The sequence below is a fragment of the Sphingobacteriaceae bacterium GW460-11-11-14-LB5 genome (assembly GCA_002151545.1).
Lineage (GTDB): Bacteria > Bacteroidota > Bacteroidia > Sphingobacteriales > Sphingobacteriaceae > Pedobacter.
This window is the reverse complement of sequence record CP021237.1, coordinates 3,311,357-3,330,444: the sequence shown is the minus strand read 5'-3', so window position 1 is coordinate 3,330,444 and position 19,088 is coordinate 3,311,357. Positions and strand designations below refer to the sequence as shown.

10 protein-coding genes are annotated in these 19,088 nt (G+C 42.0%); all 10 read left to right on the top strand.

What is annotated here, in order from left to right; translation table 11 throughout:
- Positions 1 to 3: 3 nt before the first annotated feature.
- The 10 genes from CA265_13380 to CA265_13335 all read left to right on the top strand — a co-directional run bounded on the left by CA265_13380 (position 4) and on the right by CA265_13335 (position 18,935).
- The gene (locus CA265_13380) at positions 4 to 2,976 is read left to right on the top strand and encodes a hypothetical protein (GenBank protein ID ARS40596.1); all 2,973 of its coding nucleotides are present in this window, start codon (positions 4 to 6) and stop codon (positions 2,974 to 2,976) included.
- 4 nt (positions 2,977 to 2,980) lie between these two features.
- Positions 2,981 to 4,615 (top strand): hypothetical protein, encoded by a 1,635-nt coding sequence (locus tag CA265_13375; GenBank protein ID ARS40595.1) that lies wholly within the window; start codon positions 2,981 to 2,983, stop codon positions 4,613 to 4,615.
- Between the two features lie 30 nt (positions 4,616 to 4,645).
- Positions 4,646 to 7,684 carry a hypothetical protein gene (locus CA265_13370; protein ID ARS40594.1) on the top strand — a complete coding sequence of 1,013 codons (3,039 nt, stop codon included), beginning with the start codon at positions 4,646 to 4,648 and terminating at the stop codon, positions 7,682 to 7,684.
- A 5-nt stretch (positions 7,685 to 7,689) separates the two neighbouring features.
- Positions 7,690 to 9,423 carry a hypothetical protein gene (locus CA265_13365; GenBank protein ID ARS40593.1) on the top strand — a complete coding sequence of 578 codons (1,734 nt, stop codon included), beginning with the start codon at positions 7,690 to 7,692 and terminating at the stop codon, positions 9,421 to 9,423.
- Positions 9,424 to 9,488: 65 nt separating this feature from the next.
- On the top strand, positions 9,489 to 11,048 hold the full coding sequence (locus CA265_13360) for a hypothetical protein (GenBank protein ARS40592.1): 1,560 nt from the start codon (positions 9,489 to 9,491) through the stop codon (positions 11,046 to 11,048).
- A gap of 72 nt (positions 11,049 to 11,120) precedes the next feature.
- Positions 11,121 to 12,716: a beta-xylosidase gene (locus CA265_13355; GenBank protein ARS40591.1), complete on the top strand. Its 1,596-nt coding sequence runs from the start codon at positions 11,121 to 11,123 to the stop codon at positions 12,714 to 12,716.
- A 245-nt stretch (positions 12,717 to 12,961) separates the two neighbouring features.
- Positions 12,962 to 14,320, top strand: a complete 1,359-nt coding sequence (locus tag CA265_13350; GenBank protein ARS40590.1) for a glycoside hydrolase — start codon at positions 12,962 to 12,964, stop codon at positions 14,318 to 14,320.
- A gap of 16 nt (positions 14,321 to 14,336) precedes the next feature.
- Entirely contained in the window at positions 14,337 to 15,590 is a 1,254-nt protein-coding gene (locus CA265_13345; protein ID ARS42983.1) for a hypothetical protein, read from the top strand.
- A gap of 632 nt (positions 15,591 to 16,222) precedes the next feature.
- Positions 16,223 to 17,809, top strand: coding sequence for a hypothetical protein (locus CA265_13340; protein ARS40589.1), 1,587 nt, complete (start codon positions 16,223 to 16,225; stop codon positions 17,807 to 17,809).
- Between the two features lie 79 nt (positions 17,810 to 17,888).
- Positions 17,889 to 18,935, top strand: coding sequence for a hypothetical protein (locus tag CA265_13335; GenBank protein ARS40588.1), 1,047 nt, complete (start codon positions 17,889 to 17,891; stop codon positions 18,933 to 18,935).
- Positions 18,936 to 19,088 lie beyond the last annotated feature (153 nt).

Here is a 19,088-nt window from a genome sequence, read left to right as displayed (position 1 = left end):
CGCATGAAAAAAAAATACCTGATATTTTTCATTGTGATAGTATGGTCACTATCGTACAATGTAACCAGCGCTTCTTCAGTAGATGGAGCTGAGTACCATTCTCATCAGAAATTAATTAAAGGGCAGGTAAAAAACCGTTATGGATATCCTTTAAAAGATGTTAAAGTGAGTGTTAAAGGTAAGGCCGGTAATGCACTTACTGATGCAAAAGGCTATTATAATCTGGAAGCCGATATCGATGATGTACTGATCTTCGAATTAACCGGCTACAATAAACAGGAGCACCGTGTGGCGGGAAAAAGCATTGATGTATTTCTACAAGAGGATCCTGCAGGCGAATTGGTGAATACTTTATTTGGAACCCCTAAATCTTCAACTTTTTCGGGTTCAATGGCTAAAGTTAAAGGAGAAGAATTGAGTGATATTCCTACGCCAAGTATCAGCAATACCTTAAGCGGAAGATTGAACGGGCTGATTACTACGCAGTCTATCTCAAATGGCAATGACCGCTCTTCACTTAGCTTAAGGGGCCGGACACCAATAATTATGGTAGATGGTGCGATCAGGGATATGGATGGACTGAGCTTTAATGAAATAGAAAGCATCACCGTCCTTAAAGATCCGGTTTCACTAGCCGCCATGGGAATGCGAAGCTCAGACGGTGTAGTATTGGTACAAACCAGGCATGGCCTTAATGCTAAACAGGTGATCAGTTTTTCAGCACAAGGCGCAATCCAGGAGTCGATAAACCTGCCAAAATACCTCGATTCGTATAATTATGCATTGCTTGCGAACGAAGCATCAGCCAATGACGGACGCCCTCAGATCTACAGTCCTGCAGATTTGGAAGGTTATAAGAACGGTACCAATCTATATCAGTACCCAAATGTAAACTGGTATGATACCGCACTTAAACCCCGTTATAGTTTCAATCGGTTTAACCTGAATGTTCAGGGTGGCGGGCCTGCTGCCAGGTATTTTGTAGCACTGGAGAATCAGAACCAGGGAGGGATTTTTAGGGATGGAACGAATGACCTGAATACTAACAATACGGTTAACCGTTACAATTTCCGGTCAAATGTTGATGTTGATATCGACAAGAATTTAAGCATAGCTTTAGGCTTGTCGGGAAAATACGAACAGGTGAATAGTCCTGGTGCCGGAACGGATGCCATACTGGACCAGATCAGGCAAACCCCTTCAAATGCATATCCTGTTTTTAATAAGGACGGTTCGCTAGCTGGAAATTCACTTTATGTAAAAAATATTTACGGTCAGCTTTATCAAACCGGTTACAACAGAGATAACCGACGCACCTTGTTAGTCGATGCCAGCCTGAACCGTAAACTTAATTTCATTACCAGCGGTCTTTCTTTAACAGGTGCTATACACTACACCTCTTATTATAGCAACATTATCTCGAGGAGCAGATCTAATTTCGCTGTTTTTCAACCCGTTATTGATCCGGTTACCCAGGCTGAAAGTTATTTGCAGTTTGGCACCAACGCCAGTTATGCCAATGCAAATTCGTACGGAAACAGTTTTGCAAGACGCTTGAATTATGATGCAGGCTTAAAGTATAACCGTAGCTTTTTAAAACATCATATTGATGCTTCATTAAGGTATATCTGGGACCAGTATGATGTTGGTCTTTCACTCACCCACGCCTATCAGGGGCTTGTTGCAACAGCGTCATACAACTATGATGGAAAGTTATTTGCTGACATGACGGTAAGCCACCAGGGAACCGAACAATATCCTGTTAATAAGAGGTACGGAACATTTCCTGCCCTTTCTGTAGGTTATGATCTTAGTAAAGAAAGTTTTATTAAGGGCGATATTTTTGATCAGTTAAAGTTAAAAGCGTCAGCCGGTGTGCTTGGTTTTGACAGGACTTCAAATTTTGCTTTTCAGCCCTACTACACCACAGGAAGTAATGCTTATTATTTCGGGAGTACAGCTACGGGAATGGCAGGCTGGAATGAGGCCTCTTTAGGAAATCCTTCCATTACCTGGGAAAAAACAAGGGTATACAGTGCGGGCATTGATGCAAGGCTTTTAAAGAACAGTTTGGGGATAAGTCTTGAATATTTCAGGCAGTACCGCTATGACGTACTGCAGCAAAGAGGTCAGTCAAACCCATTACTGGGAGCCGTTTATCCTTTAGAAAATTTAGGCGTTTATAACTATAATGGTATTGAGCTGGGATTAGATTACCAAAAAAGGATCGGAGCGGTGGAATTAAGTTTGAGTGGAAATCTTCAGGCGGCCAACAGCAAAGTAGTTTTTACAGATGAACTGGTCAGAAAATACGCCTACCAGCAACGTACAGGTCAGCAGATAGGCCAGGCTTTTGGCTTGGTTGCTTCAGGACTTTTCCAAAACCAGGCCGAAATTGACCAGAGTCCCAAACAGTTTTCAACGGTGCTTAAACCTGGAGATATCCGCTATGTGGATCAAAATGCAGATGGGGTAGTCAATGAAGATGATGTGACCGCGATTGGAAAAAAAGGTATGCCGGTTTATTACGCCGGTTCTATTGGCCTGAGGTATAAACAATTTGATTTTTCTGCTTTAGTGCAGGGCGTTGCCGGGAAAGACTTTTATTTTACAGGAAACAATGCATGGGAATTCCAGGAGAATGGGAATGTTCAGGAGCATCACTTAAATCGCTGGACACCCACCAATACTGCTGCAGATTATCCGCGTTTAAGCTTTGGTACCAACACCAATAATCACAGAACTTCAACTTACTGGATCAGGGATGGCAATTACCTGAGACTTAAAAATATACAGCTCGGTTATACCCTGCCTTCTTCGGTAACGCGCAAAATAGGGCTGGGAAATTTAAGGCTGTTCACTTCGGCCTTCAACCTGCTTACCATTACGAAGCTTAAAGACCTCGATCCGGAGTCGCTCTTCAGCAGCTATCCGCTTTACAAGAGCTATAACATTGGTTTAACCGCTAAATTTTAAACATATGAAATTATATAAAATATTAATCGTGGTATTGTTTGCCGTGTTTATCTCCTCCTGTGAAAAGGATGTGTTTACGCAGCTTCCTGTAGAACGTACCGACCTTAGTGATATCTTTAATCCTAAGGATAGAGAAGGCATATTGATTGATGAATATTTGGCGGGAATATATGCGCAGCTACCCAATGGCTTTAACCGCATAGGTAATAACCTGTTGGATGCCGGAACTGATGATGCATTGAGCGGAGATATTTCTGTGACTGCTGTAGATAAGTTTAAGACCGGACAATGGGGGCCTTCAGATCTGCCGGAAAACCCCTGGGTCACATCTTATATGGCAATAAGAAGAGTGAATATTTTACTGGCAAACATTGGCACCTCAGGCATTCCTGATGTGAAAAAAGATGCACTTCGTTTTCAGGCAAGGGCTTTGCGGATCATTTTTTATTTCGAGCTGGTAAAAAGATGGGGCGGTGTTCCATTGATTGGCGATAAAGTTTTTGTTTTGAACGACAACCTTCAGCTTCCAAGGAATACCAGGGCTGAATGTGTAGATTATATCCTGGCAGAATGTGAATTCCTGAAAGATAAATTGCCGGCAACGCTTACAGCAGGTGAGGTGGGCAGGCTTTCTAAAGGTGTGGTACTGGCACTTAAATCGCGCTTGCTTTTGTATGAAGCCAGCCCACTGTACAATCCTTCAAATGATGTGGTTAAATGGCAGGCAGCGGCAAAAGCGGCCGACGACCTGATTAAACTAAACAGCTATTCGCTCGAAGCCAACTTTGGAACCATGTTCACTACACGGAGCAACAAAGAATTTATATTGGCCTACCAGCAGGCAGATAATACCAGTATCGAAAGCCTTAACGAGCCGCCGGGTTATAAAAGGGCGGGGCAGGGAATCACCGACCCAACGCAGAATCTTGTAGATGCCTTTCCGATGTTGAATGGTAAGGCTATAGGTGAAGCAGGTTCGGGATATAACGCTGCAGATCCTTATAAAGACCGTGATCCACGCTTTTATCTGACCATATTTCACAATGGCTTTTCATGGCTGGGTAGCCCTGTAGAAACCTTTGTAGGAGGTAAGAACAATACGCGGATTGGTATTGGCATGGGTACAAAAACAGGCTATTACATGCGCAAATTTATGATCACTAGTGGCTCTGCAACAGGTTTTTCAAGCGCCACCCATAATTTCCCCATTTTCAGATATGCCGAAATCCTCCTCAATTATGCGGAGGCTCAAAATGAAGTATTAGCTGCACCTGATGCCTCTGTTTACAAAGTAATTAACGACCTCAGAAAAAGAGGCGGCAGCACCGGGGTTTTTGCGCAGGGCTCATTAGATAAAGCACAAATGAGGGCAATCATCCGAAACGAGCGACGCATTGAGCTGGCATTCGAAGAACACCGTTTCTGGGATATCCGCAGATGGAAAATTGCAGAAAATGTTTTAAACGGCTCCTTAAAAGGGATGAAGATTATCCAAAATGCCGACAAAACATTCACCTACGACCCGAATGTTGTGGTGCAAACGGTCACATTTGATGCGGCTAAAATGTACCTGTATCCGGTGCCTTATCTGGAAATACAGAAAAACAGCGCCCTGGTTCAAAATCCGGGCTGGAATTAAGCGGGCTTACAAATTACTATTTACGATATAATGAAGAAGATATATATAATGCTGGTTTGTACACTGAGTGTACTGTTTGGCTTTGCCCAAACCAGAACAATAAATGGTCGGGTAACCGATGGTGCCGGGGGGCTTCCGGGAATAAATGTTAAAGTAGAAGGTACTGCTATTGGAAGTACAACAGACAATAAGGGCCTTTACGTGATTCAGAACGCGCCTGCGAATGGAACGTTAGTATTCAGCGGGGTAGGTTACAGGACAAGATCAGAGAAGTTGCAATCCAAAAACGTATATAATGTACAAATGGAAGAAAGTGTAGAAGGATTGAATGATGTGGTGGTGATTGGTTTTGGAACACAGAAAAAAGCGACATTAACAGGATCAATTGCCAGTGTAAGTGGAAAGGAACTTAAACAGAGTCCGGTGGCAAATCTTACCAATGCCCTGTCTGGCCGTTTACCGGGTCTTTTTGCGCAGCAGAATAGCGGACAGCCCGGCAAAGACGAGGCCGCCATACAGATCAGGGGGATCAGTACCTACCGCTCAGGAACGGGACCTTTATTGATTGTAGACGGTGTACAACAGGATAATATTGGCCAGATCGATATGAACGAAGTAGAGAATATTTCTATTTTGAAAGATGCTTCGGCTACAGCGGTTTATGGGATACGCGGGGCAAATGGTGTAATCATCGTGACAACAAGACGTGGCCAGACGGGAGAAGCAAAGGTTTCCATCAGTAACCAAACGGGAATTCAGCAGTCAACCCGCTTGCCGAAATTATTGGATGCCTATAACTCACTGCTGTTATTAAAAGAAAGTTACGTAAATGACGGGCAGGCGGCTAATTTTCCATATTCCGATAGCCAGCTCGAAGAATTTCGTTTAGGTACAAATCCTTCCGTTTACCCTAATGTGAGCTGGTATGACGAAGTGATGAGGCCTAGCTCATTGCAAACACAGTTTAATGCCAACGTTTCTGGCGGTACCGAAAATGTAAAGTATTTTGTTTCGGCCGGAATGATGAACCAGAATGGACTGTTTAAAAACTTTAAGGAAAGTGAAACCGACAACACCTATTATTTAAAACGTTATAATTTCAGGTCGAATGTAGATATTAAGGTAAACAATAACCTGGATATTGGCCTCGATCTGTCTTCAAGGCTGGAAAACGTCAATCAGCCGCATCCCAACGAAGCAGGACGTTCAGTATTTAACCAGTTGCTCCGTTTAGGCTTTGCACCTTATTCATTCCCGGTTTACAATCCCGATGGTTCCTATGCCGCACCGCCTCAAAGCAATCAACATCCTAACATGGTAGCGCAGTTAACATTGGCTGGTTACGACAGGACTTACAACACCGTACTGACCTCTAATTTAACAGCCACACATAAACTCGACTTTTTGTTGAAAGGTTTATCTGCTAAAGGTGCATTTGCTTTTAACAATACCCAGTTTTCAGAAAAGGACCTGTTCAGAAGTGGTTATCCAACCTACAGGTATAACCCAACTAACAACACCTATAGTCTGTTCAATACGGCTAACAATGTTTTAAGGCCTTATCAGGTAGGTACAAATAACCTTGCTCCGAGAACGGCTACCAATCTCGAAGCATCTCTTAATTATGCAAACCAGTTCGGAAAACACAATTTAACGGTTCTGGCGCTTTATAACCAAAATACAAGGGTATATGTCAATGGTAGCGGAGTTCCCGATCCATCCCGTAAAATTAGTTACCTGGGCTGGGTTGGAAGAGCCACCTACAATTATGCGGGACGTTACCTGGTCGAATTTAACCTTGGTTATACCGGGTCAAACCAATTTAACAATACCAACCGCTTTGGTGTCTTCCCGGCCGCCTCTGCAGGTTGGGTGGTATCTGAAGAATCTTTTGTGAAGAATAACCTTAAATTCTTAAACTATTTTAAAATCAGGGGTTCTTACGGAATTGTTGGAAACGACAATGTTGGCCTTGACCTCACCACATATGCCTACCTGAGTACTTATGTGCCTACGGGCACTTACCAGTTCGGTGATTCGAATACCACCTACAACGGACTGGCCGAAGGAAAACTCGGTAACGACAAGCTGACCTGGGAAAAGGAAAGAAAGGCCAATATCGGCTTTGATGCACAATTGTTTAAATCTAAAGTAAATATCACCTTCGATTACTTCGATAATTTCAGGTACAATATTATTACCACAAGGACCACTGTAGGAGATGTGGTGGGGATTACCCTGCCTGAGGTAAACATGGGCAAAGTAAGTAATAAGGGAATGGAGCTGGAGATCGGTTATACCAACAGGGATCACAAACTGGGTTATTTTGTAAAAGGAAACATTGCAATAGCGAAAAACAAAGTGCTGGAGCGTGATGAGGAACGTAAAAAATATCCCTGGCTACAACTTACCGGACAGCCAGTAGGGCAGCCCTTTGGCTGGCAGTGGATCGGGTTCTATCAGAGCCCGGAAGATGTTGCTAACAGTCCTGGTACCGCTTTTAAACCGCAGGTGGGTGATTTGAAGTATGCCGATCTGAATGGTGATGGAATTATAAATGACGATGACAAGGGCCCTATTGGTTTCCCGGTTGTACCCAATACTACTTTTGGACTGTCTGCAGGACTAAACTATAAGGGTTTCGATTTTAGCTTTTTGCTTCAGGGAGCTGTAAACAACAGTGTTAGGCCTACAGATGAGCTGATTTATGAAAATATCGGAAATTTTCAGGAGTTCCACCTGGGAAGATGGACACCTGAGAATGCAGCCAATGCAACCTATCCAAAACTGCATCTTGCCGGTGGTGGTGCCAACAACAGGCCAACAACATCTACGTTCTGGCAGCGCTCAGGTAATTATCTCCGTTTAAAGAATTTGGAGATTGGCTACCAGTTAACGCCTTCAGTCCTGAAACGAATAGGAGTAGGTAGCCTTCGTATCTATGCTAACGGATCAAACCTGCTTACCTGGGACAAGCTTAAGATCCTTGATCCCGAGTCGCCAAGCGGCCGGGGCGAAAATTATCCTCAACAGAAAATTTATAGTCTTGGGTTAAACCTTAATTTTTAAGTGTCATGAAATTACTAAAACATATTGCATTACTAATATTGGCCGTAAGTGCCCTGTTTAGCTGTAAAAAGGACGGCGTATTAACAGGTGATACCCAGACTGATATCTTCGATAAAGACGTATGGACCGATAGTGTTCGTACCATACAGATATTAACCAGTATTTATGCCGATCTGGGGCCGGAAAGCATGACCACACGCATCAACACCTCTAACTCTTTGTCGGAGTTTAGCGATGAGTCTGACGAGCGCTGGACAACGACAAATGTGTCGCCTGCAGCAGCTTTTCAGCAAGGAAACTATAGCCCTAGTTCTTTACCCGATCCTTTTAATAATATATGGAAGAATACCTATAAATCGATCAGAAAGGCCAATCTTTTTATCAGCAGGGTAGATGAATCGCCATTATCTTCAGCGCTAAAGAAAAGGATGAAAGCCGAAGCTCGTTTTCTAAGGGCCTGGTATTATCATTTATTGATGAAACATTATGCCGGAATTCCTTTGGTTGATCGGGTACTTACATTAGATGATGATTTTAATCTGCCGCGAAACAGTTACGAAGAATGTGTGAATTATGTGGTTAAGGACCTGGAAAGTGCGTCAGCTGATCTGCCAATGGAATATACTGGAACAGAGGGTTATAACCATGGCCGTATTACAAAGGGTGCTTGCCTGGCACTAAAAGCCCGGGTGCTGTTATTTGCGGCAAGTCCTTTATTTAATGGGGGTGCTGCAAATGCTAACCCTGTTTTTGGATACCCAACTGAAGATAAACAGCGATGGACAAAAGCCGCTGCTGCTGCGAAAGCGGTTATTGACCTGAATTATTATAGCCTTTTACAGGGCGACGGCGGAAATAACAGCACCGCAGAGGGTTTCTACAATGTATTCCTGCTCAGGGTAAATAAAGAGATGATTTTTGCCAGACTGGCGGGAAGTAACCGCACTTATGAAAACTCACATCTTCCGGCAAGCAGGGGTGGCGCATATCATAATGCGCCCAACGGAGATTATGTAGACACTTATCCGATGCGTAACGGGATGCCGATCAATGCACCCGGCTCAGGTTATGATCCACAGAATCCTTATGTAAACCGCGATCCGAGATTCTATCGTTCCATTATCTATAACGGTGCATCGTGGTTAAATCCATCAACCAATACCAAACAACCGGTATTTACTTATTTTAATGCACCTAATGATGGGCTGAGCATACCTTATATCACTCCCGGAACAGAAACAGGTTACTATAACCGGAAAATGATGAGCGAAGATGTAACTGGTTCAACTGGAGGAACACAGCACTTTTTTCCTTTTTTAAGGTATGCTGAAGTGCTGTTGAATTATGCAGAGGCATTAAATGAAGCTGGACAAACGACCGATGCTTATGAGCCGATGCGTCAGATTAGAGAGCGGGCGGGACTTTTACCTGCAAATCTCCCTACAGGGTTAAATCAGGAACAAATGCGCAAATACATCAGAGACGAGCGTAGGATTGAACTGGCTTACGAAGATCACCGTTTCTGGGATATCCGCAGATGGAAGGTTGGAGCGAGTACATATGCAACTGTGCTTACCGGAATGAAGATCATCAAAAATGCAAATGGAACCTATTCTTACGAGAAGATTAACATCCCAAAACCTATTTCGGTATTTATAGAACCAAAAATGAACCTGCTGCCAATTCCGGCAATCCAGGTCAATATTTCAGATAAGCTGTTTCAAAATCCTGGTTGGTAAATCAACCAGGAAAATCATGAAGTAAAAATAATCTACCTATCAACCTAACCAAAAATCTATTCAAAATGAAAAAAACATCCCTGTTATTGTGCCTGCCGCTCTTTTTTGCAGCCTGCACGAAAAATGTTCCCGTAGAAACTGTCGAAACAACAACGCCAGTCGCAACTGTAGATACAGGCTTTACAAGTGATCACAAGTATAATTTAAATGTAGTATACTTTGTGCCTACAGATAATCCTGCTAAACCAGAATATGAACGCCGCTTAAGCGACATCATGTTGTCAGCGCAAACCTATTATGGCAATCAGATGAAGCTCAATGGATATGGATTTAAAACCTTTGGTTTATTCACCAATCCTAGCAAAACCAGGATAAAAATAATTACCATACCGGCAAAATACACTTACGACAAGTATACTACAGATCATTTGAATGATATTGTTGCTGAAGTGGAAGCTTATTTTACAGCCCACCCTGGCTCAAAATCAGGCGAGCATTCGCTTGTCATAAGTCCTTCCATACCAAGCGGCATCGGTAATCCGTATGTCGGTTACGGAAAATATTGTTTTTGGCCCGACAGAGGAGAAGAGGTTACCAGTACGACCGGACTGGGAGGATTAATGCACGAGCTGGGGCATGGTATAAATTTAGACCATAACAGACAGCGTGAGTCAAGGATAAATGACCCCAACTATGGTACTTCGCTAATGGGAAGTGGCAATGGGACCTATGGAAAATCACCTACATTTCTCACGGAGGCAGATTGTGCGATTTTAAATACCAATCAGGTTTTTCAAACCAACACTTCCATCACTTATTATGGAGCGGTAACGGCAAAAATTAAAAGGATGTACGCTTCTTATTCTACGACCAAAGGTGCTATTATTGTCTCGGGCCGATTTACCAGTAGTGTTCCGGTTACGGATGTTACCTATTACCTCGATCCCAACAACAATAATGAAGGAGTTGGGGTAAATAAAGATTATAATGCGGTAACCTGGAGCACGAAAGTAATCGGGCTTGATAGCTTTTATGTGGAATTGCCGATGACTGAAATGAATAACAGCTATAAAGCGAACAATCCTGCAGAATTAAAAGTAAAACTGATTCACGAAAACGGAAGGATCACAAATACGACCTTTAATTTTAACTTTTTAAATAATATTCCAGTGATCAACATAGCGCCATCCGGATTTGATAAAAGTGACTGGAAGGTAATTGATTTTAGTTCGCAGGAAACTGTAATAGAGAACAAACCCGCCAGTTATATGATTGACGATGATATTAATAGCTTTTGGTTTGCCAAACATTCATCTCCTGCAGCAGTTTTGCCTCATTATGTAACCATTGATCTCGCTCGAAGCAGTACTGCCGATGGCTTTACCATCCGCCAGCGGGCAGGGGCTTACCGTGCTGTAAAGGATGTGGAAATTCTGACCAGTTCTGATAACCAGGTTTGGGCCTCAGCAGGTAACTTCGTTGTACCAAAGGTTGACACTGAATCTAAAATTCCTTTTGCTTCTGCTAAAACATTCAGGTACTTCAAAATTATTGTGAAGTCTAATTATGATACGGCAGAACCAAATAAATCGTGTATTGCAGAAATTGGACTGTATAAAAACTAGATAAGGAATTTCAAAAGATTAAAGCTATATTTTGTTGTTAATCACAATTTTACCATCATAAATAACCATTAAATGTCTCCAAAAATTAAATTACTTCTGGTCAGCATCGGTTTGTTAAGCTTTCAGCTTGGCCAGGCCCAGAATGTTGACCAGAAACCCCTTTCCAATGTATGGACAGCCGATAATGGCAACGGCACGTTTAAGAACCCCTTACTTACGGGCGATTGGGCCGATCCGGATTTTATCCGTGTAGGTGATGATTTTTACTTTGTTTCTACCAGTATGAACTACGTGCCGGGCTGCCCTATTTTGCATTCTAAAGATTTGGTGAACTGGGAAATGGCAGGGTATGCCGTAGATAAATATGATGAAGATCCAAGATATAACCTGCAGGGTGGAAATATGTACAGTAATGGCTCCTGGGCAGCAACAATCAGGTATCACAACGGATTATTTTATGTTGGCTTTTGTACCCCGAGCAGGAATGGGGCAAAGGGCAGTTATTCCATGTGTGTGGCAAAAGACATCAAAGGGCCATGGAAGCGGACTATTTTTCCGGAATATTTATACGATCCGGGGCTGTTTTTTGATGATGATGGTAAAGTTTATGTGGCCCATGGACAACAAAAAATTTTTATAACCGAATTAAATGCAGATGCGTTATCGGTTAAAACACCTCAAAAGGAAATTTATGAAAACCGTGATTTTCCTTATTTAGAAGGTTCGCACATGTATAAAGTAAATGGAAAGTATTATATTTTAAGTACTACCGGAGGTACCAATGGCAGACAGATCTGTTTGCGGTCGGATAATATTTACGGTCCATACGAAGCGAAAGTCGTTATGCGCAGTGATGTAACGCTTCCCGGCAGTTTTTTACACCAGGGCGGAATGCTGCAGCTTAAAGATGGCTCCTGGTGGTTTATGATTATGCAGGACCGCTGGCCAATAGGTCGTTCTCCCCACTTAGAACCCGTGACCTGGGTAGATGGCTGGCCGATGTTAGGTGTAGATGGTAAAGGTGTAATAAATGCAGCAAAGCCAAATGTTGGTCAGACTTATCCTGTAAAAGTACCGGCAACATCAGATGAGTTTAATGCAGTAAACCTTGGCTTGCAATGGCAGTGGAACCATAATCCCGATAACGAAAAATGGTCGTTAAAGAAAAGAAAAGGCCATATGCGTTTACAGGCTTCATTGGCGAACGACTTAACAATGGCGCGCAATACACTTACCCAGCGTGTTCAGGGGCCAGCCTCTGAAGGGATTGTTGAAATGGATATAACGGGTTTAAAAGATGGTAATGTTGCCGGATTCGGTATTTTTCAAAAACCTTACGCTTATATCGCAGTAAGGAAAGCGGGCGACGAAAAAACATTGATTATGGTAAACAATAATAAAGTGATTGACAGCATTAAAGTTTTTAAACAGCATAAAATCTGGATAAAAGCAAATGCCTCACATATTGGTTATAAAGCAACATTCGCATACAGCCTGGATGGAGAGAAATTCATTTCATTTGGGAACCAGCTTAACATGGCCGTTGGGTATAACTGGACCGCCAATCGCTTTGCTTTATTTAATTTCAGTACCAAAAAAGAAGGAGAAGGTGGTTATGCAGATTTTAACTGGTTCAGGTTTAAAGGCACAAACCCTCTCGCCCAATAAACAATTACATAGTGCTGGTAACCAATTTATTGATGTTTTTTTAGCTGAATTATGGTTAAGTGAGGGCCTTAAAATTTAAGGTTTTCACACCAATCATTTAAGATTTTCCCTATATAAAAACGGGAGAATTAAGCAGCTTTGCTATTTAACAATCCTGAATAAATAAAGAATTTTTATCACCAGTTAAACAATATCCTAATAAATGACTGGATGTTATTAACCAGATCATTAAAATCAACAATTAAATGCAGAAACAAATAATTCTATTCCTTTTGGTTCTTTTCGCTTTCGAAAAGGTAAGTGCGCAGAAAAAACAGCTGGTAGCAAGTGATATCATCAGCCAGATGAAAAAAGTTGCTGACTGGCAATGGACAAATTTAGAAACAGCAGGATGGAAAAACCCGAAAAAAGACTGGACCAGTGGCGCCATGTATGCTGGTATGATGGCATGGGCACGCCTGGCCGATAACGATAGCTATTATAAAAAGCTCATTCAGGTTGGTGAAGATAACAAGTGGGAAACAGGAAGATATAGATATTTTGCAGACGATTATTGCGTTGGTCAGCTTTATTCGCAGTTGTATACCATTTATAAAAGACCCGAATATATTCAGAAGTTTAAAGCCCTGGCCGATACCATTGTTTCTTTACCACATTTGGAAAGTTTAGAATGGAAAAATAATATTTATACCCGCGAATGGGCCTGGTGCGATGCCTTGTTTATGGGCCCACCGGCACTGGGTTATTTAAGCCAGGCAACCGGAGATGCCAAATACCTCGATAAATCAATCGCATTATGGTGGAAATCAACATCCTATTTATACGATCAAGATGAGCATCTTTTTTACCGCGACAGCCGTTATTTCGATAAAAAGGAAAAAAATGGAACAAAAGTATTCTGGAGCAGAGGCAATGGATGGGTTATTGGCGGTTTAGTTCGTCTCTTATCGGTAACACCCGAAAATCATCCTGAGCGGGAGAAATTAGTGAAATTGTTTATCAGCATGTCTGAAAAGTTAGCGTCGCTGCAACAGGCAGATGGCAGCTGGCATGCCAGTTTACTCGATCCCGAAAGTTATGCTTCAAAAGAAACCAGCGGTACCGGATTTATCTGTTATGCGATGGCCTGGGGCGTAAATAACGGGCTCATCCCTTACAAAAAGTACGAAGGGGTAATTTCCAAAGCCTGGGCCGCCCTTAGCGCTTCTGTTCACCCTGATGGAAAGCTGGGCTTTGTACAGGCACAAGGTGCTGCACCCGATAAAGTTGGCTATGACGATACAGATGTTTACGGGGTTGGTGCTTTTTTATTGGCAGGAAGTGAAATGTTTCGCTTAAGTATTGCAAATCATGATAAAAGTGTTTTTGCCGAGGCATATAACGGATCTTCAACCAATAACAATCAAACGGTAAAAATTGCATGGCCACAAATTGTAAAAAAGGTTAAAGTGAAAAATCCGAAGCAATTAATTGCAAGAAACGCGGCCAGCGGCCAAATTGTACCTTTAAGTGTCAGCTATAAAGATGAAAAAATAACCGGGGTATACTTTACCGAGAATATTACAGCCGGAACCAGCAAATTTTTTGAAATCAGCACCAAATAAAATGATCAAATTAGCCATGAACAATATTAAACATGTCTTTTTAATAAGCCTTGTATTTTTAACCACAAGCACAGTTACCCAGGCACAAAGCGGAAAGAAGAATAAAGTAAATCCTCCAGCCAGCGGTGCACAAGACAGGGCATTCTGGGTAAAAACTTTATATAAAATTGCCTATCCTGTTATTCATCATCTGGCCAGCAATACGTTGAAAAAAAATATGGCTACCGAAGTGGCGCCACACTACTATAACAATGTAAGGGAGGTCGGTTATACAGAAGCTTTGGGTCGTACTTTTGCCGGTATTGCGCCCTGGTTAAGCCTGCCCGATGATGAAACAGAGGAGGGGAAACTCAGGGCAAAGTTTAAGGCGGAAACCATTCAGGCTTTAAGCAACGCCGTTGATCCGTCAAGTGCCGATTATATTAACTTCAGAACCGATGCGCAGCCTATTGTAGATGCAGCCTATGTAGTGCAGGGCTTTTTGCGTGCACCAAATATCTGGAAAGCATTAAACGAAACCACACAAAAAAGATACATCGCCGAAATTAAATCCTTAAGAAATAGAACAGGGGCTTATAACAACTGGCTCTTATTTACGGCAATAGAAGAAGCATGGTTGTTAAGTGTTGGCGAAGACTATGAGCCTTACCGCACCATGACAGCCATTAACAAACTAAATGAATGGTACGTTGGAGACGGCTGGTATTCTGACGGATCGAGTTTCAGTACCGATTATTACAATTCTTATGTCATCCACCCGATGATGATGGATATCCTGAAAGTAATGGTAAGCAAGAAAAAGATGTCCGAAGCACAGCTAACAAAAGCCACCGACCGTGCTGTACGTTATGCCCAGATTACCGAAAGGATGATTTCATCAACAGGCGAATATCCACCAATAGGAAGAAGTGTAACCTACCGTACGGCTGCTTTTCAAACCCTGGGGCAAATTGCACTCGATCAAAAGTTACCCAAAGAATTAAGCCCGGCACAAGTCCGTTGTGCGCTGACTAAAGTATTCGAAAATATGTATGCTGGTAACCAGAATTTTGATGCACAGGGATGGTTGGTTTTAGGATTTAACGGCCATCAGCCTGAAATTGCCGATCCATATACCTGCACAGGTAGCCTTTATATGGCAACCTTGGGTTTTTTACCCTTAGGCCTACCAGCCGACAATGCATTTTGGACAGAAGCAGCCGCACCCTGGACCGCTCAAAAAGCCTGGATGGGTAGTTCTTTCCAGAAAGACCACTCAGCAGGTAAATAATTAAATGAATATCAATTCATTTTAGTGTCCGCTGGAAGATTGCTTTTGTGGTTGCATGCTAAAGGAGTTTGTATTATAAATATTTTGTCATCCTGAGCCTGTCGAAGGGCTTTGCTAATATGCCTGATTTGTTATCCTGAGCCTGTCGAAGGACTTTATTGACTAGAATAAAGCTACCCAAATAAAAGAATGGTAGCACGAGACTGTACCCAACATTGATGGAAAACCCTGGATATGAATTATTCAGGGTTTTCACTTTTACAAGCAACTACTTAACCTGGGAAGCAACCAGTCTTTTTATCCTTAAAGGTTTAAATCAGCCATTGGTAAGACAATCAGTTATTTAACTCCATATTGACTCTGAAAAGAGAATAGAATACTGAAAAGGCCTAAAATTTAAAATTTTCACACTATTTGTTTAAGATTTTACCGGCTTAATAATCAGTTTATTAAAGATTTTTACGATAGAGATAAGCCAAGCGATTGGTCAAAATATTAACTAACCAGATAAACCCATGAACCAAATTTTTAAAACCCATGAAACAGGGTTTTAAACCTATAAATATCGCCGTTGCTATTTTGCATAAGCCAGGCGAATAAGAATATCAACTTACCTAACCAAAAATAAAACAATGAAAAAACAATTATTAATGGCCCTTGCCGCAGTAGGCATCTTCTGCGCTTCCTCCTGTAAAAGAACAGAAATCCCGGTAGCTGAAACAAACAGTACCTTCAAGTCTAATCCACAGATGACGGTATCGAACCCAGTGATATCTCACAACCGTAATCTTACCGTTGTCTATCTGGTTCCAACTGATCTTGATACACTTGCAAATTTCAGATCCAGGGTTGATGGCGTGTTAACATGGATCCAGAATTACTATGCCCAAGAATTGAATAGAAACGGATATGGGTTAAAAACCTTTGGCCTTGTTAAAGATACAACTACGCAATTAGTCCAGATTAATGTAATCAGGAGTACACAGTCGAAAACAAATTTCAATTCTGGTCTTGGTGTTACAGAAGTGGATAATTTTTTTACAGCTCATCCGGGCTTAAAGCAAAGCCAGCATGTACTTATCCTGTTACCACCATTCACAACAAATGCAAATGGAGAACCCGCCGGAGGAAATCCATTTTATGGGTACGGAAAATACTGTTATGCCCTGGATTATGCAGGCTTTAATATTGCTAATATTGGTACTGAACCGTTTACTAAATGGATTGGCGGACTGGCACATGAAATGGGACATGCATTAAATTCTTCCCACAACCGCGAATCCGTATCTCAAAAAAATAGCCTCGGTACATCGTTGATGGGATCGGGCAACTATACCCTGGGCAAAACGCCAACCTTTATTTCTGCAGCAGATGCAGCTATTTTTAACAACAACGAAGTATTCAACAATAACAGTTCTACTTATTATGGTAGTGTAAGCACCACAATACCTAGAATTTATGCCAGTTACTCAGCAGCACAAAGTGCGATCGTGTGCTCTGGAAAATTTACTTCTACAGGCACGGTAGATAAGGTCCTGTATTTTAACGATCCTAACGTGGGTAATGAGGGCACTGGAGTTAACCACGATTATAATGCGATTACCTGGGCGAGTTCCAAAATCGGAACAGATAGTTTCAGTGTGGTTATGCCTATATCAGAATTCTGGGTAAAAACGGATGGGATACCTTATGAGCTGAAGGTCAAATTTGTGCATACCAATGGTACCATTACCGAACACATCTATTATTATACCTTCCAGGGTGGCATACCTGTGATTAATTTCGGTTATCGCCCGGAACTTAGCAAAACAGGCTGGACAATCGATGGATTCAGCTCACAGGAAACGGGAGAGAATGGTTATGCAACGAATGTCCTTGACAATAACTCGACTACTTTTTGGCATAGCAAATGGTCATCATCCCCTGCAGGAACCTACCCTCATTTTATCAGCGTAAATCTTGGAAGCAATAAGACTGCAAGTGGTATCGCCCTGCAGCACCGTTCAGGATCAAGACGGGCGATCAAAGATTTTGAAATTCTGACCAGTACCGACGGCATCAGTTATACCTCCAGGGGAAATTTTTCGACTGTTAAAACAGATGGTAAACAATATTTTGCATTTGGATCGGCGCTGACCTTTCAATACCTTAAAATTGTGGCCAATACTTCCTGGGATGGAACACAATTTGCCGCCATAGCCGAACTTGGGTTATATTAGCAAAAGGGGCATCCGAATAGATCATTAATCATTAGGTAATGAAATATTACCTAATGATATCATCAAATCAATATCTACTATGAAAAAAATCACCTTTCTATTATTAACGGTTTTATTTTTTAGTTGTAAAAAAGAAAAACCAACGCCACCCGTTCCTGATCCTGTAACAACAGTTCAGTATAATTTTGATAACAATAATAACGCTGCGCTGATGTTCCAGGACGGTGAATCGATAGAACTCTTGACTTCTGAAGCAAGACGTTATGAGATTGGTAAGGTGCTGCGGGTGAAGGCTATCAATGCGACGACGATCGAAGTGGCTAATTTTGCGCCTGTTGAAATCGCAGATGCCACTATACTTTTAACCGTAGAGGGGCTATCAAAGCCGGTTAGGTTGTTCAGGATTGGAAAAATCAGGGCACATGGCGTCCAGCAGATCAAATATCCGTTCATTGAAGGGGGAACCAAATTTCTCGACAGCGATGGAGGAGAAGTAGATCTTGCGCAATATAAAACCACAGGTATTCCGATTGAAAAAGTATCGTTTGATTTTACCGGTGATTCGGATCTGATCAAAAAACTAAAAAGCTTGTCCAAATTAAAATGGAAGATTAAATACCATGAATATGATACTAAGGATATTCCGACTGATAACTGGAAAGATAATATTGAAGCTAAGGATATACGGAGATTCTCAGGCCTGATCATCAACCTGGCCTATCTGATCCAGGCTGAAGAAACCAGGACAGCATTTTTAGCTGAACCGATTACCGGAAACGATAAGGTGTTATTGACTGCTGAACAGAAACAGGAAGCTTTTAAGAAGATATTAGATATGTCAACAATCAACTGTGGCGTAGTGGTAAATGTTTCCGGGCTAGGTGGCGGATCTACATTTGGATTAGCCAACCATGTGTTACACGACTACCTGACCATGGACATCTGTTCCATTGCCGTACACGAAATTGGCCATATGGTCGGCTTTTCACATGATTCCAGTATGACCTATCCAACCGCTGACAAGCGGGGTGCGGTTGTAGCAACAGGGATAATCTATAAAGATATGCTGGCAAAGAAACAGTTACCGATCACAACCAGCAATTATTACCTGCCTACCCATCTATAACATAAACGAGCCGGGACTTTCCTGTTTCGTGCCTATTATCTGGTCAGCAAAGACAATTTACAATTTAGCTCACTTTTGGTAGAAAGCCAGAAGTGAGCTATTACCCGAAGGCTTACTGAGATTTACCAACATTCTAATTGGCCTATCGGCTCG

Coding starts and splice junctions, on each gene's coding strand:
- CA265_13380 (ARS40596.1), top strand. CDS start 4: ATGAAAAAAAAATACCTGATATTTTTCATTGTGATAGTATGGTCACTA.
- CA265_13375 (ARS40595.1), top strand. CDS start 2,981: ATGAAATTATATAAAATATTAATCGTGGTATTGTTTGCCGTGTTTATC.
- CA265_13370 (ARS40594.1), top strand. CDS start 4,646: ATGAAGAAGATATATATAATGCTGGTTTGTACACTGAGTGTACTGTTT.
- CA265_13365 (ARS40593.1), top strand. CDS start 7,690: ATGAAATTACTAAAACATATTGCATTACTAATATTGGCCGTAAGTGCC.
- CA265_13360 (ARS40592.1), top strand. CDS start 9,489: ATGAAAAAAACATCCCTGTTATTGTGCCTGCCGCTCTTTTTTGCAGCC.
- CA265_13355 (ARS40591.1), top strand. CDS start 11,121: ATGTCTCCAAAAATTAAATTACTTCTGGTCAGCATCGGTTTGTTAAGC.
- CA265_13350 (ARS40590.1), top strand. CDS start 12,962: ATGCAGAAACAAATAATTCTATTCCTTTTGGTTCTTTTCGCTTTCGAA.
- CA265_13345 (ARS42983.1), top strand. CDS start 14,337: ATGAACAATATTAAACATGTCTTTTTAATAAGCCTTGTATTTTTAACC.
- CA265_13340 (ARS40589.1), top strand. CDS start 16,223: ATGAAAAAACAATTATTAATGGCCCTTGCCGCAGTAGGCATCTTCTGC.
- CA265_13335 (ARS40588.1), top strand. CDS start 17,889: ATGAAAAAAATCACCTTTCTATTATTAACGGTTTTATTTTTTAGTTGT.